General features: G+C 40.3%; 21 protein-coding genes and 1 other RNA gene. 4 read left to right on the top strand and 18 right to left on the bottom strand.

Annotated elements, in window-relative coordinates; translation table 11 throughout:
• Positions 1–95: 95 nt before the first annotated feature.
• A complete protein-coding gene (locus BM398_RS17160; protein WP_175531920.1) occupies positions 96–257 on the top strand; it encodes a hypothetical protein in 162 nt (53 codons plus the stop codon).
• Positions 258–525: 268 nt separating this feature from the next.
• On the opposite strand, the gene BM398_RS11230 is transcribed toward BM398_RS17160, so the two are convergent.
• The 9 genes from BM398_RS11230 to thrC form a co-directional block, all read right to left on the bottom strand.
• Positions 526–804, bottom strand: a complete 279-nt coding sequence (locus tag BM398_RS11230) for an HU family DNA-binding protein (protein ID WP_026513150.1) — start codon at positions 802–804, stop codon at positions 526–528.
• Between the two features lie 142 nt (positions 805–946).
• Entirely contained in the window at positions 947–2,206 is a 1,260-nt protein-coding gene (locus BM398_RS11235) for a 6-phosphofructokinase (RefSeq protein ID WP_092337754.1), read from the bottom strand.
• Positions 2,207–2,373: 167 nt separating this feature from the next.
• Positions 2,374–2,565 carry a hypothetical protein gene (locus BM398_RS11240; protein ID WP_026654403.1) on the bottom strand — a complete coding sequence of 64 codons (192 nt, stop codon included), beginning with the start codon at positions 2,563–2,565 and terminating at the stop codon, positions 2,374–2,376.
• A 41-nt stretch (positions 2,566–2,606) separates the two neighbouring features.
• Positions 2,607–3,752: an AI-2E family transporter gene (locus tag BM398_RS11245; RefSeq protein ID WP_092337755.1), complete on the bottom strand. Its 1,146-nt coding sequence runs from the start codon at positions 3,750–3,752 to the stop codon at positions 2,607–2,609.
• A gap of 84 nt (positions 3,753–3,836) precedes the next feature.
• Positions 3,837–4,044: non-coding RNA, 6S RNA (gene ssrS / locus BM398_RS11250), on the bottom strand.
• 132 nt (positions 4,045–4,176) lie between these two features.
• Positions 4,177–6,000, bottom strand: coding sequence for an aminopeptidase P family protein (locus BM398_RS11255; protein WP_092337756.1), 1,824 nt, complete (start codon positions 5,998–6,000; stop codon positions 4,177–4,179).
• A 93-nt stretch (positions 6,001–6,093) separates the two neighbouring features.
• Complete coding sequence (gene deoC / locus BM398_RS11260) at positions 6,094–6,753, bottom strand: deoxyribose-phosphate aldolase (RefSeq protein WP_026666969.1); 660 nt, start codon at positions 6,751–6,753, stop codon at positions 6,094–6,096.
• 14 nt (positions 6,754–6,767) lie between these two features.
• The gene (locus BM398_RS11265; RefSeq protein WP_092337757.1) at positions 6,768–8,141 is read right to left on the bottom strand and encodes a citrate/2-methylcitrate synthase; all 1,374 of its coding nucleotides are present in this window, start codon (positions 8,139–8,141) and stop codon (positions 6,768–6,770) included.
• A 40-nt stretch (positions 8,142–8,181) separates the two neighbouring features.
• Positions 8,182–9,675 carry a threonine synthase gene (thrC, locus tag BM398_RS11270; RefSeq protein ID WP_092337758.1) on the bottom strand — a complete coding sequence of 498 codons (1,494 nt, stop codon included), beginning with the start codon at positions 9,673–9,675 and terminating at the stop codon, positions 8,182–8,184.
• Between the two features lie 106 nt (positions 9,676–9,781).
• Here thrC and BM398_RS11275 point away from each other — a divergent pair, with 106 nt between their 5' ends.
• Positions 9,782–10,579 (top strand): AP2/ERF family transcription factor, encoded by a 798-nt coding sequence (locus BM398_RS11275; protein ID WP_092337759.1) that lies wholly within the window; start codon positions 9,782–9,784, stop codon positions 10,577–10,579.
• 46 nt (positions 10,580–10,625) lie between these two features.
• Here BM398_RS11275 and BM398_RS11280 read toward each other — a convergent pair whose 3' ends face one another.
• Genes BM398_RS11280 through BM398_RS11310 form a run of 7 tightly spaced genes read right to left on the bottom strand, consistent with a single transcriptional unit; the run spans position 10,626 to position 19,227 of the window.
• Positions 10,626–12,932 (bottom strand): glycosyltransferase, encoded by a 2,307-nt coding sequence (locus BM398_RS11280; protein ID WP_175531921.1) that lies wholly within the window; start codon positions 12,930–12,932, stop codon positions 10,626–10,628.
• Positions 12,922–14,154 (bottom strand): alginate O-acetyltransferase AlgX-related protein, encoded by a 1,233-nt coding sequence (locus BM398_RS11285; RefSeq protein ID WP_092337761.1) that lies wholly within the window; start codon positions 14,152–14,154, stop codon positions 12,922–12,924. The genes BM398_RS11280 and BM398_RS11285 overlap by 11 nt, the downstream gene beginning before the upstream one ends.
• A 14-nt stretch (positions 14,155–14,168) precedes the next feature.
• Entirely contained in the window at positions 14,169–15,602 is a 1,434-nt protein-coding gene (locus tag BM398_RS11290) for an MBOAT family O-acyltransferase (RefSeq protein WP_092337762.1), read from the bottom strand.
• A 3-nt stretch (positions 15,603–15,605) separates the two neighbouring features.
• Positions 15,606–17,246 carry a CotH kinase family protein gene (locus BM398_RS11295; protein ID WP_175531922.1) on the bottom strand — a complete coding sequence of 547 codons (1,641 nt, stop codon included), beginning with the start codon at positions 17,244–17,246 and terminating at the stop codon, positions 15,606–15,608.
• 25 nt (positions 17,247–17,271) lie between these two features.
• Positions 17,272–17,958 (bottom strand): DUF4956 domain-containing protein, encoded by a 687-nt coding sequence (locus BM398_RS11300; protein WP_092337764.1) that lies wholly within the window; start codon positions 17,956–17,958, stop codon positions 17,272–17,274.
• A 37-nt stretch (positions 17,959–17,995) separates the two neighbouring features.
• Positions 17,996–18,682: a polyphosphate polymerase domain-containing protein gene (locus BM398_RS11305; RefSeq protein ID WP_092337765.1), complete on the bottom strand. Its 687-nt coding sequence runs from the start codon at positions 18,680–18,682 to the stop codon at positions 17,996–17,998.
• Between the two features lie 2 nt (positions 18,683–18,684).
• Positions 18,685–19,227, bottom strand: coding sequence for a hypothetical protein (locus BM398_RS11310; protein ID WP_092337766.1), 543 nt, complete (start codon positions 19,225–19,227; stop codon positions 18,685–18,687).
• A gap of 280 nt (positions 19,228–19,507) precedes the next feature.
• Here BM398_RS11310 and BM398_RS17165 point away from each other — a divergent pair, with 280 nt between their 5' ends.
• Both BM398_RS17165 and BM398_RS11320 read left to right on the top strand, forming a co-directional pair.
• Positions 19,508–19,819 carry a hypothetical protein gene (locus tag BM398_RS17165; protein WP_175531923.1) on the top strand — a complete coding sequence of 104 codons (312 nt, stop codon included), beginning with the start codon at positions 19,508–19,510 and terminating at the stop codon, positions 19,817–19,819.
• Between the two features lie 176 nt (positions 19,820–19,995).
• Positions 19,996–20,508: a hypothetical protein gene (locus BM398_RS11320; RefSeq protein ID WP_092337768.1), complete on the top strand. Its 513-nt coding sequence runs from the start codon at positions 19,996–19,998 to the stop codon at positions 20,506–20,508.
• An 81-nt stretch (positions 20,509–20,589) separates the two neighbouring features.
• Here BM398_RS11320 and BM398_RS11325 read toward each other — a convergent pair whose 3' ends face one another.
• Complete coding sequence (locus BM398_RS11325; RefSeq protein WP_092337769.1) at positions 20,590–21,540, bottom strand: hypothetical protein; 951 nt, start codon at positions 21,538–21,540, stop codon at positions 20,590–20,592.
• Between the two features lie 205 nt (positions 21,541–21,745).
• Positions 21,746–23,074, bottom strand: coding sequence for a glycoside hydrolase family 3 N-terminal domain-containing protein (locus BM398_RS11330; protein WP_092337770.1), 1,329 nt, complete (start codon positions 23,072–23,074; stop codon positions 21,746–21,748).
• Positions 23,075–23,663 lie beyond the last annotated feature (589 nt).

The raw sequence follows: 23,663 nt of genomic DNA on the forward strand, positions 1-23,663 counted from the left end.
AATGCCGAGCTCCCGGACAAGATGGCTGTTGTGTTTCAAGTCATGTTTTAATGCCCGATATAGCATGCTAAAATCATGCTACAGGAGGAAAAGCCATGACAGAAAAAAAACTCGCTGCAAAGCTTAGAGAGAAATACATCCAGGATCCGCCAGAAGGCATGTCGGCGGAAGAAATCCGTAACATGAACGATGGAGATATCCTTGATATGGATTACTTCATGCACGAAGATGATGATTTCTATGATGAGGTAGACTGATAACTAGTTATTCAGTATACCTCCGCTTTGCATGGCTCGGTCTTGCCCGAGCCTTTAATTCAAGGTTGCGCCTCTAAGGCGCAATTTCCTATTAAAGAATAAAGAGTCGCTTGCGACTCTTCGCGCCCGAGCGGTATTGCAAAGCAATAATTTTCATCTCCGCGAGGTGCGCATCCATAGCGGAGCGTTTTTTATATCATAGGAAAGCAATTTCCTATGATATAAAAAAAGACTGTACCATACGGCACAGCCTTTTTATAGCATAAAATTACTTCTTGTTTACAAGATCCTTAAGAGCCTTACCAGCTTTGAACTTAGGTGCTATAGATGCAGGAATCTTGATAGCTTCGCCAGTCTGAGGATTCTTACCTGTTCTAGCAGCTCTCTTTGTTGTCTCGAATGTTCCGAAACCAACAAGCTGAACCTTTCCTTTTTTCTTGAGCTCCTTAGTAACTGTCTCTGTGAAAGCGTTGAGTGCTGCGGCAGCATCCTTCTTTGAAAGTCCTGCTTCCTTAGCGATTGCATCGATAAGTTCTGTCTTGTTCATGTAATTTCCCTCCAAAAAGAAATTTATTTTACTACATTGCCCATTTTACCACCATTTCAAGCGCATAACAACAAAAAAAAGCGGAAAAATGCGGAAAAATCAAGATTTTTCACAAAAAAATGCTTAATTTTAGCCGTTTTTATCATAATATATCCTGGAATCCCGGCCTGTATAGATGTCTCGGAATACCGTCAACCATGATAGGGCCTACATCTCCCTGGATCAGAGGTCTTACATATGTAATAAACTCGTTCGTTACATAAGTTCCGTCTTTACTGATCCATTCTCTGGGTACAAGCCTCTCATCGTTTGCAATCTTATGAACGTCTTTTACCTCAGTTCCTGCCTGATAAGGATCGTCGGAAAGCCTCTCGATAACCACCATCTTACCGCTGTCGCCCTCATCGGCGGACTTCATTGCGGCACCACCGACTTCATACGCTTCAAGAATATCTACTCTGGATGCACAGTGGCTTGCGGCTCTCTGAAGTGTTGAAAGCTCGATTGCACGTGTCTTGCATCCACACTCTGTAGAAACAACGTTGCAAAGATATCTTGCAGTACCAGTAAGCTGCTTGTGTCCGAATGCATCAACGTACTCAACGGAGTTGTCGAGATCGCTGACATATTTGCCGTCCTTGGTTCTGATGCCCTCAGATACGGCAACAACTATAGATGCTTTTGTTTTCAAAAGAGATTTGATCTTCTTAAGAAATGCATCCATCTCAAAAGGAATCTCAGGCATATAGATGGCATCGGGGCCGTCACAATCTTCGCCCTTAGCAAGCGCTGTAGCACCTGTAAGCCAGCCTGCATTTCTTCCCATTACTTCAACAATAATAACCTGTCCGTGACTTGTCTCAAGAGACCAGCTGTCTCTTATTATCTCTTTTACGGACGTTCCGATGTACTTAGCTGCCGATCCGTAACCCGGTGTGTGATCGGTTAGCGCCAGATCGTTGTCGATTGTCTTGGGGCATCCGACAAATCTGATATCAGAGCCTGTGATAATGGCATAATCGGATAACTTCTTTATCGTATCCATGGAATCATTTCCGCCGATGTAGATAAAACAATCGATCTCAAGTTTTACAAGAATCTCAAAAATCTTCTCGTATATCTCTTTACTTTCAAAAATCTCCGGAAGCTTGTATCTGCAAGAACCAAGATATGCCGAGGGAGTTCTTTTCAAAAGCTCGATATCGAGCCCGGATTGAATGTGATCCGAAAGATCTACATAACGACCTTCCATGAGACCCTGTACGCCATGGATCATACCGTAAACTTTCTTGTATCCACGGTCCATTGCGGTCCTGTACACGCCGGCAAGTGAAGAATTAATTGCCGCGGTAGGTCCACCTGATTGCCCAACAATTACGTTTCTTTTCTTTTTCTGCACCATAACTCCTGTCCCCTTTCGAAAGTATATTTCCATTATATTCGAAAAAGCGATAAGTGTCATTAAAAAAAGAGCTTGATGAACGTTTTTCCGTTTATCAAGCTCTTTTTAGCAATCTAAAAAAATGTAACGCGCATAAAGAGCGCATTCCTTATAAGTGCAACGCAATATCAGATAAATCTACCTCTGCGGCTCTTACCTAAACTATATGCAATAGAAGCCACCACAACAAAGCTTACAACAACGATAGCACACACCGTGTAAAGTCTCTTCTTGTCCTCATCAAGTCCGTTCCAGAACTTGATAGCTTTATCAAGCTTCTTCTTTCCAAAATCCATAGCGTTTTGTACAAACTCTATCATTACATTACCCCCAAATAGAAACAATCTAAATCATTTATCTACTATATATTGTACCTCTGTGAATGTTTTTCCTCAAGTTTTTTTATCACATAGTCTTTCCAGATAAAATCTATTATAGCCGCAAAAGGAATTGCCAGAACGATTCCGATAACGCCGAACTTTCTTCCTCCGAGGACAATTGCCACAAGTATCATAAGAGGTGATACTCCAAGGCTCTCTCCGAAGAGTCTGGGCTTTAAGATGTATCCGTCAATAGTCTGAAGGATGATGGTAAAGACAATAAACCAAAGCGCATACCACGGATTCTCCAAAACAAGGATAAATGCACCTATCGCTCCACCTACTATAGGTCCGAATGTCGGCGCAAGATTGGTCACTCCGACAATAACGGAAATCAGCACAGAATACGGCTGTCCCGCTATAAGCATATAGATAAGGTTTGCAAAGCCGACTATGATTCCGTCAATAATATCAAAGCTGATATATCTGATAAGGATCGTATTACATCTGTCCGTGACATCACAGGTTCTTTTATATGTCTTTTCATTCATAGCAAGGCTTAAGAACTTTGAAAATCCCCTGATAAGTCTTCTGTTATCCAAAAGAAAATATATTGCGAAAATAAATGCAAGAACAAGATCGAACATTCCTCTTCCCGCATTAAGTGATCCGTTCACCAAGCTTCCCATATTCTCTGAGAAATAGCCGCCGATAATGCCGAGGATATCCTTCTCAAAGCTCTCCAAAGCCGTAAGATCTATACCAATAAGTTGCACTATTTTATTATTCTCAAGATCTTTCAAAAAATTATTTGAAGGATCGACATATTCTCCGATACTTGAGATCAGCTTCGATACACTGTCGATAAGCTGAGGAACAAGCGCCACAAACAAAAGAACTACCGCAAGAAGAATAAAAAATATAGTAAATGCGACAGAGAGTTTCCATCTCCTGCTCTCTTTTTTTATTTTCTTAAACAGGCCTCTTTCAAACATGAGCGCCACAGGATTAAATATATATGCTATTACTATGCCCAGAATTACAGGTCTGAGGAAACTGAAAAAAGAATTTATTCCCTTGAGAATTGAAGGGAAATTTGCCAATACCATATACAAGACAACAGCTGAACACGTAGCTATCGTGTAAGAAACCCACTTCTTTTTAATCCACTTGTTATCTAACTTCATTTCATTCTCCCGTCTATAAAATAAAGTTCTGCCAAACATCATGGAAAAAGCAGTCATAGCTGATATGACTGCTTTTATTCCCAATTTTATCCCAAAATGCCGGTTCCTGTTATTTGACTCCTAGCTGACGCCAGGTGGGTTACCGCAACTGCTATGCCTGTCTTCCTCTCCCGTAGCTGGTCTGCGCATGCGCAGGGCCGAAGGCGTGACATTTATAACAGCGATGTAGGAGTCCCGTTTAAAGTAATGTAGGTTCAAATTACACAGGAGTTGTCGGACATCCCAGGAGAACTACCTACGTAGTTCTTTTAGTTCTAATATAATTATATCCATACATGCGCATTTTTCAAGGGTTTACGCATGATTTAAGAGTAATTTCACAGATACCTAATATTTATAAATCGCACATATTCTGTACAAAATGTCAGATTTCCCTTGTAGCTTCCTTAAGCCAGTTCTTAATCTTCTCATCCTCAATAAGCGGTGAAACCCTGTCGTACACTGCTTTGTGGTACTTATTGAGAAGTTCGACCGCATCAGGCTTCATGTACTTCTTATCGATCGCTTCAAGATCTATCGGCACATAAGTAAGGTGATCGAATCCGTAGAACTTGCCATACTCAGATTCAGAGCGGTTTACAACTTCAACAATGTTCTCGATACGGATTCCATGGCTTCCCTCGATATATACACCCGGCTCGTCCGATACTATCATTCCCGGCTTAAGCTCTGCTTTGTTAGCGCCCTCCGAACTCCTCCATCTGATATTGTGAGGGCCTTCATGCACATTAAGCATATATCCTATGCCGTGTCCCGTTCCGTGGTTATAATCAATTCCAATATCCCAAAGCGGTCTTCTCGCATATATATCAACGTTTCTTCCCGTGCATCCGTCCTTAAATATTGCATTTGCAAGTTCAAGCATACCGGATACAGTCGCTGTGTAGTGCTTCTTTATCTCATCGGAAATCTCTCCGACTACGATAGTTCTTGTAACATCAGTTGTTCCGCCCATGTATGTTCCGCCCGAATCAACAAGAAGCATTCCCTGTGCCTTTACTTCAGCAGCGTTATCTTCAGTAGCTTCATAGTGCGCCATTGCCGCATTTGCATTATATGCACTGATCGTAGGGAAAGAAAGCTCAATAAATCCCGGAAGCTCCGCTCTCATACCGTCAAGCTTCATCGCAGCGGAGTACTCAGTCATAGGGATCTTTCCTACATTTTCTTTTACCCAGTAGATAAACTCTGTGAGCTTAGCACTGTCTCTTAAATAAACCTCACGGATATTCTTAAGCTCAGTCTCGTTCTTGATAGCTTTCATTATTTCTGTAGGGTTTTCCCTGTCTTCAATGACATATCCCGCTTCACTTGCCTTATCGGCAATAAGCCTATATGTAAGGTAATTGGTATTTCTCTTATCGATAAGGATATTTCCTGTAAGAACAAGCTCTGACACGTACTCTGCATATTCAGCATAATCTTTAAGAACAATATCGTTACTCTCGCAATATGCGCGAACCTCATCTGTAACTTCATCTTTCTGCACAAAAAGAATAAACATATCACTTGTTATCATTGCATAAGAAAGCGCTACAGGATTACATTCAACGTCATTTCCGCGAAGATTTGTAAGCCACATGATATCATCGAGCTTTGCCAAAAGATGCATCGATGTTCCGTACTCTTTCATCTTTGCTCTCACATCTGCAAGCTTTTGCTTAAAAGACTTACCGCAAAGTTCATCGGATAAAACATACATGTCATGGCAGGGAAGCGCCGGCCTGTCTGTCCAGACTTCTTCCGCAAGATCCTTACCAATCTTTAAATCCGCATTTTTAATCTTAAACATAGACTCAAGCACTTCGCCGTCTTCAGCAGGGACTACTCTTCCGTCAAAACCAAGTGCCTCACCTTTTTTTACATTATCGGAAAGATATTTCTCGATAGTGGGAACGCCTTCCTCTCCCATCTTGTAAAGAGTAACTCCCGTACCCGCAAGCTGGTTCTCAGCCTGAATAAAGTATCTTCCGTCAGTCCAGAGTCCCGCTTCCTTGTCACTTACGACAAGTGTTCCGTTCGATCCGTCAAAACCGCAAAAATACTCTCTTGTCTTGAAAAAATCTGCCGCATACTCTGAGTTATGAAAATCCGAAGTAGGAATCATATAATAGTCGATTCCGTTTTCTTTCATCGCTTTTCTGAGCTGCGCCAGTCTGTTTTTAATTGTTTTATTCTCTGTTCCCATATTAATTCTTCCTCTAAAATATTACTACTCACAATCCATGGTACACCAATTGTACCGGAACTGTGAGTAGTAATTGAATTTTTTTCTCAAATATTAAAGTCCGTACTTCTTAACTACAAGAGGAACAACCTTAGATGATCCGATTCTGCTGCATCCTGCCTCAGCATATGCCACAGCATCTTCTATCGTGCGTATTCCGCCTGCTGCCTTGATCTTAACATCAGGGCCGATGTTCTTCTTAAAGAGCTCGATATCCTCAAGAGTTGCACCTGCGCTGCCAAATCCTGTTGAAGTCTTGATATAATCAGCCTTTACCTCAGTAACGATCTTGCAAAGCTCTTTTTTCTCATCTTCTGTAAGATAACAAGTCTCGATGATAACTTTAAGGAGCTTATCTCCGCAAGCCTTTCTGATCTCTTCAAGTTCTTTCTTTACTTCGTCATATCTGTGATTCTTTACATCACTAACGTTAACAACGGTATCGATTTCCTCTGCTCCGTCCTTAATCGCTTCTTTTGCCTCTACAACCTTAGCCGCTGTGCAGCTGTAGCCGAGAGGGAAGCCGATAACAGTACAGAGTTTAAGGTTATCACCGTACTTATCATGCGTTCTCTTTAAATATGTTGGCGGTATGCAGACCGTCGCTGTTTTGTACTTTACTGCCTCGTCACAAAGACTTACGATGTCTTCCCATGTTGCATCTGCCTGAAGCTGAGTGTGGTCAATAAGTTTTATTATTTCTTTCTCGTCCATATTGAACCCCTTTCTTAATCCCTGTCCTTCATATCCATATAGCCCTTTCTGGGCTCGATTGCCATATATGCAGGACGTATGATCTTGCCGTTATTGGCAAGCTCTTCCATTCGGTGAGCACTCCATCCGACTATTCTCGCCATAGCAAAAATTGTAGGATAAAGCTCCTCAGGAAGCCCAAGCATACGATACACAAATCCTGAATAGAAGTCAACATTCGCACTTACACCTTTATACATAGTGCGCTGTCCGCTGATGATCTGCGGAGCAAGCTTCTCAACAAGCTCATACAATTTGAGCTCATCCTCACGGCCTTTTTCTATCGCAAGTTTCTCAACAAAGCTCTTTAATACCATAGCTCTCGGGTCTGACTTGGAATAAATGGCATGTCCGATACCGTAAATAAGTCCCGCCTTATCAAAGGCCTCCTTATTAAGAATCTTCTTAAGGTATGTGGCAACCTCTTCCTCATCTTCCCAATTCTTTACATTGGCTTCAATATCATCAAACATGTGCACAACCTTGATGTTGGCACCACCGTGTCTGGGTCCCTTAAGTGAACCGATTGCAGCTGCGATAACCGAATATGTATCGGTCATACTTGAGCTTACTACGTGTGTTGTAAAAGATGAATTGTTACCGCCGCCGTGTTCCATATGAAGCACAAGGCAGATATCAAGAAGTTTTGCCTCAAGCTCTGTGTACTTACAGTCAGGTCTTAATAAGTATAAGATTGTCTCCGCTGTAGACAGTTCCTCAAGAGGAGGATGAATAAAAAGCGTATTCCCCTCGTGATAATGATTGTAAGCCTGATACCCGTATATTGATAAAAGCGGGAACAAACTTATAAGCTGAAGGCTCTGCCTCAGTACATTCGGAAGTGATGTATCATCCGCAAGATCATCGTAAGAATAAAGTGTAAGGACACTTCTTGCAAGTGTATTCATCATATCCCTGCTAGGCGCCTTCATGATTATATCTCTTACAAAACTTGTGGGAAGACTTCTGTAAAATCCAAGAAGTCTGTTAAAATCACCAAGTTCTTCTTTATTCGGAAGCTTATCAAAAAGAAGCAGGTAAGCACATTCCTCAAAAGCAAATCTGTTGTCATCCGATGCAGCCTTTATGAGTTGTTTTACATCATATCCTCTAAAGTACAGTTCACCGTCCTTTGGAATGCTCTGTCCGTCTCTTTCTTCCTTTGCAACAATTTCTGAAATACGTGTAAGGCCTGTAAGTACGCCTTTTCCGTTTAAATCTCTAAGTCCTCTTTTTACGTCATACTTGACAAAAAGCTCATTTTCTATCTGATCAGCAGCTTCTGACAGTTTGGCAAGCTCAACTATCTCAGGTGTGTTTTCAGAGTAAATATTCTTTCCGTTTTCCATCCGCACCTCCGTTTAAGCATTTTTATATAAAATGTTTGAATCAAAGACCGAGGAATTCTTTTACTGCACCTTCCATCTCAGTCTTATCCACAACTTTCTTGTGTCTTATCTCAGCGGTTCTGATTGAAGATACCGCCTCGGGGATCTTAACCTTTGAAACCTCGGAGAGTTCGTCTGCAAGTTCGAAATCTCCCTTGGAATCATCCCCTTTGCCAAGAGCGTTCATTACGCTTCTTGTGAATTTGAAGGGACTTGCGGTTGATGCTATTACTGTAGGTGTCTTATCGCCCGTCTCTTCTATATATTTGCTGTATACCGCACTGGCTACAGCTGTATGTGTATCCATAAGATAACCTGTCTTGTCGAATATCATTCTGATAGTGTCAAATGTCTCCTGCTCTGACGCATATCCGCCAAAGAAGTCAACAAGCTTTGATCTCATATCATCTGTTATCTCATACTTTCCGTCCTTAGAGAGCTTGCCCATGTACTCAGCATCAGCTGCGGCATTATCGCCGGAAATATGATAAATGAGTCTCTCAAGGTTTGAAGAAATAAGAATATCCATTGAAGGTGAAGCTGTAAGCACAAATTCACGATTTCTGTCATATTCTCCCGTTTTAAAGAAGTCGAAAAGCACCTTGTTTGAATTTGATGCGCAGATAAGCTTTCCGATGGGCACACCCATGTTCTTAGCGTAGTATGCGGCAAGAATATTACCGAAGTTACCTGTAGGTACAACTACATTGATAGGATCGCCGTCTGCAATCCTTCCCTCTTTCAAAAGTTTTGCATAAGAGTATACGTAATATACGATCTGGGGAACCAAACGTCCAATATTGATGGAGTTTGCAGATGAGAACTGGAATCCCTTCTCATCCATCTCTTTTGCAAGCTTTTCATCTGTAAAGAGCTTCTTTACTCCTGTCTGAGCATCGTCGAAGTTTCCTTCGATACCGATAACACATGTGTTGTCACCCTTCTGTGTTACCATCTGCTGTTCCTGGATGGGGCTTACGCCGTGCTTAGGATAAAAAACTATGATCCTTGTGCCCGGAACATCCGCAAATCCTGCAAGAGCAGCCTTTCCCGTATCTCCGCTTGTTGCAGTAAGGATAACGATCTCGTTCTTTGCGTTATTCTTCTTTGCTGCCGTAGTCATGAGATATGGAAGGATTGAAAGTGCCATATCCTTAAAAGCAATAGTTGCGCCGTGGTACAGTTCAAGATAGAAAGCACCGTCTGCCTCTGAAATCGGAGCTATTTCTTTTGTATCGAACTTTGAATCATATGCATGTGAAATGCAATACTTAAGCTCTTCCTCTGTATAATCGGTAAGAAGAAGTCTCATTACCTCATATGCAGTACCCTGATAATCGAGCTGTGCAATCTCTCTTAAAGTCTTTTCAAGATGCGGTATATGATCAGGGACATACAAACCTCCGTCCGGTGCGAGTCCTCTGAGAATTGCTTCTGAAGCCTTAATATTACCCTGTGCTCCTCTGGTGCTACTGTACAAAACTTCCTTTGCCATTGCTTTTACTCCTCTTTTGTTGATACAATATTTAAAAATAAATGATTTAAGGACAAAAAAATAGAGCCCTTAAGTTAAAATTATAACATACAAACCGGGGGATTGTGTGAAAAAAAATAATTCAATAGGTGTTTACGAGACAACTTTAAAAGATGGAACTCCTTCCTTCAGGGCTTCCATAACATATTGCGGAAAACACATCGCACTTGGCTCTTTCCCAAGCAGGAAGGACGCTTCCAAAGTTTACCACGAAGCAAAACGAGTGTTAAATCGTTTATCTGTAGATATCGAATCGTACAAGCCATCCATGACTCTTCCCTTCGAAAAATTTGTTTCGCTAATAAATTACCGCGATAAAGGGATGTATATTGCCAATCCGATCTATTTGGAAAAAAAATATTTCACTTATTACCTTTCAAAAGATGAAAAATTAAAATTCGACATAGACGATCTCTTCTACTATTCATCTCACAAAATAATGAGAAGAGGCTCGCATCTGTTTGTTGCAGACTACGGAAGTCAGCTTTCCGTCCTTCAAAGGTACGGAATCAACAGCTATTCGGTAAGAGGACGTGACTACCGCTTTGCCAACGACGATCCGACAGACCTTAGATATGAAAATATAATCATTCTCAACAGATATCGCGGTGTAAGACAGTTTGCGGAAAAAGGCTTTGTCCGCTACAAAGCCGTGATCCACGTAAAAAGCAACTATGTCATCGGCAAATACAACAGCGAGGCCGAAGCTGCCATCGCATACAACAAAGCCGCCGATATTCTTCTTAAAAACGGCATAAAAAAGAACTTCTCGGTAAACTATGTAGAAGATCTCACACCGTCGCAATATGCCGACATATACCACAGAACAAAGATTTCCGACAAAATTTACGGGCTGAAGGTTTAAATTAACCTCCAGCCCGTTATGGTGAATTGTGAAATTGATGGTAATCTTATACGTAATTCATCTCATCGAATACGATAAGTCTCTTCTTCTCATATTCTTTTATCATTCTGTCTTTTTCAATCTGCTCAGCCTTAGCTTCGCCTCTGGCTATAGCATTGTTCTCAACAACAAAGTCAAGGAACTTGTGATATTTCTCTTTATCATTGATAATCTCCTGCATGTTGTTGATAGTATAGATGCAGTTCTCTCCGCGGCTCTTAAACTGGAATGTACAGTCAAAGATAACATCGTCAAAGAGCTTTATCATCATCTTCTTAGGTCCCTTAGGAATAGCAAGGTTGACGCATGCATAGTTGAAGTTCTTTACACGAACCTTGCTCTCTCCTTCTCCCAATACAGTTGCTTCATAGTTAAGAAGAACTCTGGGATAGATTCTCTTCTGGAATGTAGGAGGATCAAGTCTCTTCTTTGTATTAAGCATGATATCGTCATAACTTCCGCTGTTCTTGATAATCTCTGAAGGAAGCGGAGGAATTCTGTTAAATACAAGGTTGAGCCAATCGTTGTAGCTTTCCTTGTAATCAATGATCTCCATTGCATAACGCCATGTGTTCTTGTGTCTCTTTACATAAACAAGCTTTGCAAGAACATTGGTATTGCAGTTTTCCCAGTTAAGACTTACAGGCACCATAGCCTCTTCATTGATATAGTAAGGCTTATCAAGCTGAACCGAAAGTCCTTCTTCAGATATATCAACCGTAGTACCCTGGATGTCTTCACCGTCAACAGTGAATGTGCAAGGCACTTCAAGAGGTATTCTCTCTGTTCTTCTGTACGCAACACGTCCGTCAATGAACAGAACAGCCATGATCATATAATACAGATTCATGATCATCCAGAATAAAACTACACCCGGACCAAACGATGAACTGTCAAATATAACCACAATACATCTGAATATACCATAAACCGAAAGTGCAATAAGAAGCAGGAACGGTATCATGTAAAGCTCGTAGTGCTGCTTACCGCTGAGCTGGCTCTTCGCCGTAACCTTAAACTTCTTAAGCGTGATTCCGAAAGTCTCTAATGTTATGGGAAGAAGCATATAAGGGAACATAATAGTCTCATATATGCCCGTCCACTTATTGGAGCGGACGTTCCCTGAGAGCTGGCTAAGTGCAAGGTTCGACGTCAAGTACATCGGAAGCCAGAATGCCAAAACCTGCGGCAGGGTACATTTGAATATTGTAAATCCGAAAACCGCGTACAAAATCGGAGATATCATGTACACAAGTCTTTTTACCGGTGAATACCAATACCAGATTGATGCCCAATAATTTAATTTTTGAGAAAGAGAAAGATCTTTCGCAGTATAAATGTGCATCTTTCTTCCGGTTGCAATAACGCCTCGTCCCCAACGTATACGCTGCTGGATGAGGTTAGGAATATCTGTGGGCGAAAGACCCGAAGCCAAAGGATCGCTTGTTCCAAGGCAGACAAAGCCTGCTCTCTGGATCAGGATACCTGTAGCAAAGTCCTCTGTAATAGCCTCTGTATAAAAACCTCCAATGCTCTCAAGAGCTTCCCTAGCAATAATAGTATTTGAGCCACCATAGATAACACTGTTACTCTTAGTTCTGGCAGCCTGAATATCCTTGTAGAAATAGTCCTGTTCGTTCGGAATTCTGTTCTCTGAGAAAAGATTGAACTGGAACAGGTCAGGATTGTAAAAGTTCTGAGGAGACTGGATAAAGCCGATCTTTACCTTTTCTTCCTCACTCTTTCCTTCGTTCTTCATCTCCGCATCAACAAGATACGGTACGAGCTGCATAAGGAACCTCTTCTGAGGTATCATGTCAGCATCGAATGTAACAACGTAAGGTGATGTTGAATTTGCAAGAGCATGGTTAAGGTTACCTGCCTTTGCTCCAATATTATTGGCACGCTTGAGATAGTTTACGCCCATTTTCTTGGCAAGCTCTTCCATCTCAGGTCTTCTGTTATCATCGCACAGATAAACATGCACCTTACTCTTATCGGGATAATCCATGTTTTTACAGCCGTTGATAGTCTTGTATAAAAGCTCAGGCTCCTCACTGTATGTAGAAATATATACATCTATATGAGGAAATCTCTCCTTAGGAACATCCGGAACCTTGTAATTGTGGTCCGTGTGCATGTTCATAAAGTGAATAAGAGCTTCCACCATACCAAGTGCTTCAAAAACAAGGAGAATAACACCGCATACTACAGATAGTGCGCCTGCTCCGAACGGAATTGTAAAAAATATACGCCAGAACAGATACAGCACTGAAAAAAATGTATTTATCCAAAAGCAAATTTTAATCTTCATAATTGTTATCTCCGCGGAAGAATTTGAATGCATCTTCTTCAATGTTATGAGGATAATACTCAACTATAAGATAATCGTATTTTTCCCCGCTTTCATACTGTTTCTTAATATATTCACCGACATTAATATCATCCATCTTTTCCAAAGACCAGATGGCATCGATCTTACTGCACAAAGGAGCCATAAAAGGAATAACAGGTCCGAAATATGAATCCCTTATCATAAGCACACTGGGGCCGTCAGGATTATCGAGATTCTCGATATTTTCAAGGTTTGTAACCTGATCGACATAGAGTGAATACTGTGAATCCACATAATAATCGATATCAGGATTAAGAACCTCCATATTCAAAAGAGTATCCGAATACGATCCTTCCAATGTCTCTTCATCATTCATTATATAGGTTCTCTTATAATGACCTTCGAAATTAGGAAGATATGCTTCAAAATCCTCAAGTCCGGAATAAATAATACCGGCATCTCTACCCATAGATCCAAGCATATGGCCTTCAAATTTCTGCTTCTTATATGCCTTATCTGACAGGTAATATCCTGTAGGATCAAGGTTTGCTCCATATCTGTCATTAAGTTCATTGACCACTATCTTTGTTCCTTCAAAAGCTGCCGGAACGGTCCAGTGGTGGTCGGTCTTAAAGAACGCCTCTTTATAAGGAATGTCACTACTTGGTATATATTCACCAAGATTTATATTTGGTACGCCGAGTCTGTTGAGATATATCATCATCTCTAAGGTATCTTCTGTAGGGTCGTTTACAGGTGTTCCTGTTTTAAAATCAGAATACTGCCTGTGGTACTTGGATGGTGCCATGACAAAGAGCACCTTTGTACCATACTTCTCTACATAATTCTGTAATTTCTTAACTCTGAGTGCACACTCAAAGATATTTTTTTCTTCATCACGATAGAATGCCGAGTAATAAAGAAAACCGTTTTTATCTTTGACAAGCTCAAAATTATTAAATTCATCTTTGCCCAAAAGCTTCTGCGTTAAACCGTATGCTTCAACGAACTTAGTCTTCTCATAGACTCCGTCCTGCATAACGCTTTCATACTCTTTCGGAAGCTTTTGAGGCTCATTTAAATGTTTATCTGTTTCTTTTATAAAAGTATCTTTATTTGTGTAAATATTTACGGCACTAAACGCAAACATAGCCAGCAGGAAAACTACCGCAAATATTCTCTTTTTTACGAAATATTTCATGACGGCACCTTCCTTTAAAAGTTAAAGTAAATAAACGGATTGTAACTTCCGATAACCAGATAACTTACACTGATTATGATCATAACCGACATAAGAACCGGATATGCGATTGAGTATATCTTATGAACAGCCGAATCCTCATGTGAATGGAACCACTTGTTCATCATGGGAATAACAGGTGTTGAGAAAAGTATTCCCAAGATTAACGTAGGATAATACTCCCTGAGCATCATAACAGCAGTTGAACTTAATATTCCGTTATTGTTAAGTCCGAACATATTAAGATAAAAACGTCCTGCCTGATATATATCATCCGCTCTGAAGATTACCCACTGGAAATTAACTATCAGCAAAGTATACGCGTGCTTGATGAAAACATTATGTACTCGGTTGTCAAAGTCCAAAAGTCTCTCAAGAAGCTGCAGTACAAAGAAGAACATTCCCCATATAATAAATGTCCAGTTTGCACCGTGCCAGATACCTGTAAGAAGCCATACAATAGCAAGGTTTCTAACCATGGTATCTCTGTTTGCAACTCTGTTTCCTCCGAGAGGAATATAAACATACTCTCTGAACCAGTCTGTCAAAGAGATATGCCAACGCTTCCAGAACTCTGAAACTGATCCTGCAATATACGGATAGTTGAAATTCTCTTTGAACTTAAATCCAAAACAGAGTCCGAGTCCAATCGCCATATCGGAATATGCAGAAAAGTCATAGTAAAGCTGCAACGAATAAGCAATTGATCCAAGCCAAGCAAGTGTGGCGGGAACAGGAAGCTTATCGGTACCGATACGTGACCAGTTAAATACATTATCTGCAATCTGTCCAAAACTGTTGGCAAGGATGATCTTCTTACCTACACCGACTGCAAAACGTGACAGTCCGAGAGAAATCTTATCAATACTGCTCTTTCTGTCTCTGATCTGCTCCGCAATAGTGTTGTACTGTACAATAGGTCCCGCAATGAGCTGAGGGAAGAAAGCAACATAAAGTCCTACATAGAAAGGATTTTCTGCCTTTGTAACTCCTCTGTACACATCAACAACGTATGAAAGCGCCTGGAACGTGAAGAACGAAATTCCTATAGGAAGTGCAATCTTAAATTCAGGCACCAGTCCCTTAAATGCACTATTCACGATTCCAAGAACGAATCCAAGGTATTTGAATACAAACAACACCGCGATATTTCCGACTATCGAAAAAATAAGCAGTCCTTTTTTTACTTTATTATCTTCAACCTTCTCAATAATGATCGCTATTATACTGTTAAACAGTATCGAACCGATCATAAGAAAAACATAAACAGGCTCTCCCCAGGCATAGAATAAAAGACTCGCAAATAAAAGCCATACATTCTGCATCATTCTTGAAAAAGAGAGCAAATAATATCCCAGAAATACTATCGGGAAGAAATACACCAAAAATGGTATGCTGGAAAATAACATTCTTTACCCCTTTCTCTGAATCAGATATGACGGAATGATGAGCAGTAACAATGCAGCAATAAGGAGAAGTTCTCTGATACCTCCAACGGATGTATCATACTCCGCACCCGCAAGAAGTTTTCCGAGATCAACCTGCATTACTTCACCGTGCTTCTGAAGGAAGTTCTTAATAACATAGATCTCATCTACATAATCATCCGTAAATCTTGATAAAGTAACACCGTCTTTTTCATATGGTGCAAGATGATAATTGCCCGGATTGTCCTCTGTGGGATCAAGGTAATCATCAGCCCATCTGTACCATTCTCTTGTCTGTGCAGACTTAAGGTACGCTGTTGTCTCATCGATCACATCAAATAAATGCTCTTCAGAAAGCTGGTTCTGGCGAAGGTATGCAAATCTGTTCTTCAGATGCTTCATGAATTTCTTATCATTGCATATCTGTGCGTAGATATCACGTGTCTGGAACGCAAGGTCACCAAGATCCATCTCAACAAGAGGGTTGTTATTCATCGCCTGGTCATAATCCCATACAGGTCCGATCTTGAGTTTTTCACCCGAGTTCTTGTACATGTATGTTGAATGTTTACCGGCGTCGTAATTTCCAAAAAACTCATTTATCAGGAAATAATCCGCAAATGACTGAGTATCGATATACTGATCGTAAGTTCTGAAAATTGAGTAATCATCAGAATATACGACTTTTTCCATCTTGGAAAAATCTTTTTCAATGTACTGTTTTGTAACATCCGTAAGCTTAGACTGTGAAGGATACTTAAGACCGATCCAGTTATCGTAAGGCTTAACCTCACTTATAACTTTTCCGGACAATCTTCCGTATGTCTCAAGCATCGGATCCATTGATGTCTTTCTGTCTCTTCTTACAAGATAGCTGGAGTACACGTTCTTGGGATTGTACTTGTCAATCTTGACTCTGTCGTCTCCTCTTGAAATTGTCTCCATAAGAAGATATACACCCTGATATGTATATTTTCCGTTCTTTTCCATCAAGACTTCGCAAAATCTGCTGTCGGGAGCCATATTGTTGCCACCGATCTCAGATGCGATCCTGTAAGCAAGATAATTTCTTATCATGCTCTTATCGGCCATACTTCCGTTAAGAACCCACTCAGAGCCCATTCCCATTCCAAGGATATCTGAATCGTTCTCTTTTCCGTCAGCCAAAACAGTCTTGATCTTATATTGTTTCTTATCGTATCCGATAGATGAATGTCCCTTCATCTTGATACGTATCTTACTGTTATAAGAAACGGGAGTTGTAAGAGTATTCTCTCCTACTCCGCCGTCAATTACTTTGATATTTCCCGTTACATAGGGATCTTCACCGGAAAGGACTTCTTGACCTTCTCTGTACTTCTTATATGCAGGCATTTCCTTATCAACTGAAAGTACTACAATCGGAAGGTTTGTATGAAAACCCTCTTTAACCTTGTATTCGCTGTCAATATAACGAATAGGATCTTCAGTTGATGTGTCGGGAGCAAGCTTCGTATATGTTCCGTCTGATTTCTCCGTTAATGTTTCACCGGAACTGAAAGCACTTAACACTCCCATGACCACAATTACAAGAAAGAAAAGGGCAATAAGAACCTTCTTTTCATTAAACTGAAATTTCTCTCTCATTGGTCGCCCCATTCATTCTTATTGATTACTGATTGATCTCTTCGTCCTGTCTTACAAGACTAACTGACTTGATTCCAACTTTTGCTGAGAAGTTGGGAACAAATGATCCATTAGCCTTCTCACGCTTCTTAAGGATTGTCTCTGAAATTTCATAGATAAGCTCTGCTACATTCTTATCTTTGTTGACATTCTGAAGCTTCATGATAGCTTTTCCCGCAAAGAAAGATGCGATTTCCTTGTCAAGATCGTCTACCTTGTCAGCCTCTGCCTTCATAACGATCATAATTCTCTCGTTATCTCTTACAACACCGAAGAGTACAAGGAATACAAAGATGATAAATGTTCCGATTCCGGCCATAAGATAGTCAGATACACCACAAGTAATACCGATGGCAATTGCCCAGAAGATATACGCTGTGTCTCTGGGATCCTTGATAGCTGTTCTGAAACGAACAATTGACAATGCACCAACCATACCAAGTGACAACGCAATGTTATTACCAATTACATTCATAACAAGTGTTGTTACAAGTGCAAGCATAACAAGGGATACATTAAATTTACGGCTGTAAACAGCTCCCGAATGAGACACTCTGTATGAGATGTAGATCATAAGACTGAGAATGCATGCTGCTACAAAGTTTAAAATAACATTCTCGATTGATAAACTTCCTGCTTTGTCCATTAATCCTGTGTAAAGATACTCTTTCATTTTTTAACTCTCTCTTTCTCTTTCTCGTTTTTTCCTTTTATTTAGCAAATGATCTTGAACGACCATATTTACTGTTTGATACTCTCGGTTTGTCTACAATATCAAGTGTCTGCTTGATATATGAGAACAAGAAACCGTTATACTTAACTTCCATTGTTGTTTCTGAAGGATCTGCAACCCTGTATGATTCAATGTCATCTTTGAAGAACTGTGAAGGATCTTCAAGCGCTCTCAGATTCATATCGAACGTTATTCTTATATCATTGAATTCATTCATAAATGCCATTCTGTCATACTCAACGATACATTTTGGAATATATCCCTTCGTATGCATAAAGGTGTACAGTCCGTGGGCCAGATGTTCAGGCCTCTCAAGCAGGAAAGTATAGTCCCCATCTATCATACTCTCCGCCTCTTCAAGACTAAGGCTGAGCGATCTTTTTCTCTGGAAATCGCCCTCTTTAGCTTTAAGCTCAAGCTTAATGATATTGGTCTGGCCGTCGTAGATCCTCATTCTGATCTTCTGTCTCTTATCGAGTCCGTCCAGCTTCTCCATATAATCGTTATCATGGAATGTGTCAAAGTAAAGTGATCTTATTGTATAACCACCACCGTCCCTATTATGCGGATCGGCGTCCATGATCTTCTCAAGCTTGCTCTTATAAATGTATATCTCATCTGTTCCAATGATATACTTTAGTTCTTTTCTACTTACATCAAGCATATTCACCTCCCGTAATATATATCATCATAGGTGCGGAACTGAATATCATCGCCTTTTGAGCACATCTGGATAATGTAGCCCAATACTGCAAATACTGCAGCGATGCAAGCATCCACGATTATGTCGCTGTATACACCCGTGTATATAACGCCAAACATAACTCCTGCTCCTACAATTGGTGCAATCGCGCGGATAATCCGCTTCATTCCTGATTTGTCCTCGCTCTTTTCGCGTCTCTTCTTTTCAATAAGAGATAACAAGCCCAAGAATAAGCTCATTACCAAAAAGACGAAAAGCACAAGCAAGAACAGTTTAACTGTCGGACTTGGAATAAGAGGTTCCAAAACAATCATTCCACCGGCCATCAATCCCGTTCCTATAAGGAAAGAAGCAATCACCTTAAAGCTTCTGTGTCCCCATAGACACATACATATCGAAAGAAGTATCGATACGATGATTGCCAAAAAGAGGATTGAGTCCTTGGTAAAGTACAGATCGTAGTCCACTTTGGGTAATTCAAAAATTAGTTTTTCTTTCGTAAACATTAACAAATACCACCATTTTCACAATTTGAACACATTCTTACCACACAACGGTCACAATTATACATCATTTTCATCCGATATGGTAGACTTTTTTTGAAAAAATTAATTTTTTTATAATTTCTTATTAAATCAGCCTTTACATCACACCCTTTCTTCCAGAATATATGCGGAACCAAAAATAATTACAAAAAAATTTAATTACTTTGTTGACACCCATAATCAATTATGTTATAACTGTACTAACATTACTAGTACACGATTATTTCGGAGGTTTAAATATATGAATAAAAGATTTTTTGCAATTTTGGTTGCAGCAACATTAGCTTTTTCGCTTATGGCATGTCAGTCGTCGGAAGAATCATCCGAGTCAGGCACAAATATAGAAAATACCGCGTCCCCTTCGGATGCCACCCCTTCATTAGATACGGGTTCTTCATTCTCTGTTGGCGGTGATTTATCATCGCTTTCAGATGCCGCATCTACAGGGTCCTCTCTTTCTTCATCATGTGGCATCACTACTGACACAAAAACGGGGAACATTGGTATTTCAGCTATCCTATCTACCGGCACTGACATTGCCATAACTTACTAAACAGACGTCTCACTCTAGGGGTGATCAAACGACTCTGTATATATACTTTTAACCACCCATCTTGAGATTATCCCGATCAGATTACCTCCTTCTGCTGATACGATAATCCCAAGGTGGGATATAACCCAAACACATTTCTACGCACTGCGTATTACATATATATTTAGGACAGAACTATGGAGATTATGGAAAACAAGAACTATCTAAATGAACTTACATCCAATACAGACATTGATCCGGAATCTCTCGACATTCTTAAGATAGTGATCGTATACGGAACACTCTTCTGTGTTGGTGCTTACAATATAATCAATGCAATCTCAAATATATTTTTATCACTTCCTTTCGATTTCAGCGTAAAGCCCGGCAATGCAGCAATGACCAAATGGGCTGTTTTTGATATAGTTGAGATTCTACTGCACCTTTTAGTCGCAGCTCTATGCTTAATTGCCTTAAAAGCAGTTATAAAAAATGCAAAAAACCTCGAAACACTGGTCACTGCACCATTTGCTTTTGAATTTTTCGGATACACGATCAAATCCGTTATGTACAGAGAGTTTTTTTGCACAATGTATAAAATGCGTTGGCAGAACATATTATTTATCATAACGACCCTTGCTATGATCACTGCCAACCTCATTTATCTAAAGAGAGAAAGCATATATGAAATGATAAAAAAGCTTAATTGAAAAGTAGGGTAAAAAAATAACAGCCCGGATTGTTTTTCAGTCCGAGCTGTTTCTTTTATGCATGCATAATCTTGCCTTTGTTTAGCCGGATGCTACCATGTTATCAGCATTCTGTATAGCCTGAAGACGCGCTTCAATAGGCACAGTTCCTTCGCCTTCCGCTACTTCTCCTGTCTGAATCGTATTTATCGTCTCTGCGGTACGCTCAATCTCCCTGCTTGCCGCATCATCTTCAATTATTTCACGAGTGTTTTCCTTAGCACTTTCAAGTCTTGCTTCCCTTGCCGCATCTCTCGCTTCAATCTCGGAATTATACTCAATCTGGGACACATCTCCCCTTAAGTACATCTGTTGAAGCTGAGCATCTGTGTAGCCGGCATAGGCACTTGAGCCCGCCTGTGCTATCTTCTCCTGATTCTTTCTGTCAACAAGGCCGGGATTGGTCTCTTCAATAGTCTGCCTCTTTGCATTTTGGGCAGCTTCCTTTGCAAGTTTTTCCCTCTCACCTTTATCGGAAAGGTCTATCTTGCTTCTCTTCTGCTCCTGTTTTGGAATTTCCTCTTCTTTTAACTCCGGCTTAGGAATTTTCTCTTCTTCCCGCTCCGGTTTAAGCGCTTCCTCAGCTTTTTGTTTAAGCTCCTCAGCACGCGTTGTTTCCTTATCCTGCTTTTTCTCAGGAAGTTCGATGTTTGGAACAACTTCTTTTTCCCGCCTGTCATTTACTGCCTTATTGACATCATAAATGGCTGCGGAGTTTTCCTTGTCATCCGCTCTTAGGTCTGACTTATCATTCTTTACACGAACTGTATCACCATCACCGGATTTCGCTATTATAGGTCCATATTCCGATGTTTTAACTTCTTCAGCCTTAGCAAGCGCTTCCTTCGCTATACCTTGCGCCTTCTCATCGGGATTCCTATTCTGAGTATCAACGCTCTTTGCATCTGCCGTTTTCTGGAGTTCAATACCACGTGTATTTACGGATGAATTCTGCGAATTAGATATCTGACTATTAATACTTAAATCTGCCATAGTACCTCCTTCACTTTGCGCCGGTACATCACCTCAAATAACCGTGCAAAGATTTCATCCTATTTTGCAACCTCATTGTACTTCACTCTGACGAAAATAGAAAGATATATTCACGATATTTAATAGCCTTTTTATAAAAATTTTTCATTGCATAAAAAGAAGCTGTAACACTATATTTAGTGCTACAGCCTTTAAGCAGTACACATTACTGCGCATCATCTTTTTTATCCATGATCATATCAACCCGGCCTGCATACTTGATCTTATAGATTCTTCTAAGTGACTCGTTGATTCTGTCTTCAGATATAGTTCCGGCCTCGACAGCCTTCTTAACGCCTTCATATGCCTTTTTAAAATCTTCGGGAAGATATATCATATCGGCACCTGCTTTAATTGCCGCAACTGCCGCTTCATCTGCAGAATAGAACTTTGTTATCGCAGATGTATTAAGTGCATCTGTAAGTATGATACCGTCAAATCCGAGGTGATTACGAAGCTGGTCTGTAACCATCTTCTCAGAAAGGCATGCAGGTGTATCATCTCCGTCTACGTTAGGATAAGATGCTCCCGTTACCATGATCGCATTTACGGAATCATTCTTTACAGCTTCCTCAAATACCTTGTACTCAGAAGATTCAAGATCGGTTACACTCTTCTCCACTTCAGTCTTTCCACGTGACGTATCAGCCTTAGCAGGGAACGCATTAAGACATGAAGTCATTCCTGCGTCTTTAAGACCTGATGAAAAAGATACAGCGATATCCTTAACCTTATTAAAGTCCTTTTCTTCCTTATCACTGCTTGATGAATCAAGCACAGGAGAAATATTGAAGTTAAATCCATACTTATACATGGCACTTCCGATTGCTTTCGCATTATCGCGCGCAGAATCGGAATCAGTAACATCTGTTATGCCATCAATTCCGAGATTTGAAGAGATTGCTCCGTTCTTACTTCCGTCTTCAGCAACCAAAGTAAAAACAGGATACTTACTCATAGAAGAAGTTGTATCCAGCATTTCTGTTATCTGCTCTTCATTTTTGATATTTTTTGAAAAATAAGCCATTCCGCCAACAGCATAATTCATAAGAGCTTCCTGTGTTCCGCTCCCTGCCTTGACGGCTGTAGACACTCCCGTAAGCTGTTCGGGAGTAACGATAAAGAGTCCCGCAACCCTATCTTCCAAACTCATCCCCTCGATAATCGTATCAATACTGTCATCAAGAAGATCGTCATACGACATCTCCTGCGTCTGCGCCGAGTCTCCTCCAAATGCCTCAGGGCTTTCGATAACCACTTCCTCCGAGCTCATTTCGGCAGCCGCAACAAGATCTCCGCCTCCGTTTGGTTTAACAAACTTAAATACTTTATTTAGGGAATATACCGTTATGAAAACCAGGGCAGTTGTAACTACCATTACTCCTGCCAAAATTAAATAAGCAATCCTCTGGTTTCGCCTTCTTCTCTGTCTCCTCTCAAGTCTTCTTTGATCTAAAACTTGCTCATCCATTTCACTCATATCCCCATTATTCATTTATTCTTCCCCATTATTTTAACACATAAATATGCATAATCAAAGGGCAGAAGCTTCATCTTTTTACCTGCTTCTGCCCTATACCGAGTACCCTTCTGAACTAAAATTCTCCATGTCCAATGGACCGTCCTCCAATTTCCCAGCTACAATCTTTCCATTCATTTTCGCATTCAGATGCTGTGGTTGCAAGATATTGATATTGTCATAACCACTAATCATGTACCGGAAGAGCTGAACTTTAAATAAATCCTAAACAATACCTAATTACTTAGTTCAAAATATTTTGGTGGTCTGTACCATCCTTTCCCTGAATATTTTAATTACCTATCCCTTTGGACCGTACCTCCTATTCTTTCTCCCTGCTCTTTCCGTCTAAAGAACTCTCAGGAGAAGTATTCTTTATATTAATTCCCTTTTCTTTATCTGCCTTTATTATATTTATAGGCTCTTAATTTGTCAAGACATTTTATATTTTTTCTTTATTTATTTTGATATTTTATTTATAATTGTAAAATATTCTGTGTATATTCTAAATTGTATGCACATTACAAACAATTGTGCATATTCATTTCCCGGTAAAAAAGTCCCA

This window comes from Butyrivibrio sp. M55 (assembly GCF_900116865.1).
GTDB lineage: Bacteria > Bacillota > Clostridia > Lachnospirales > Lachnospiraceae > Butyrivibrio.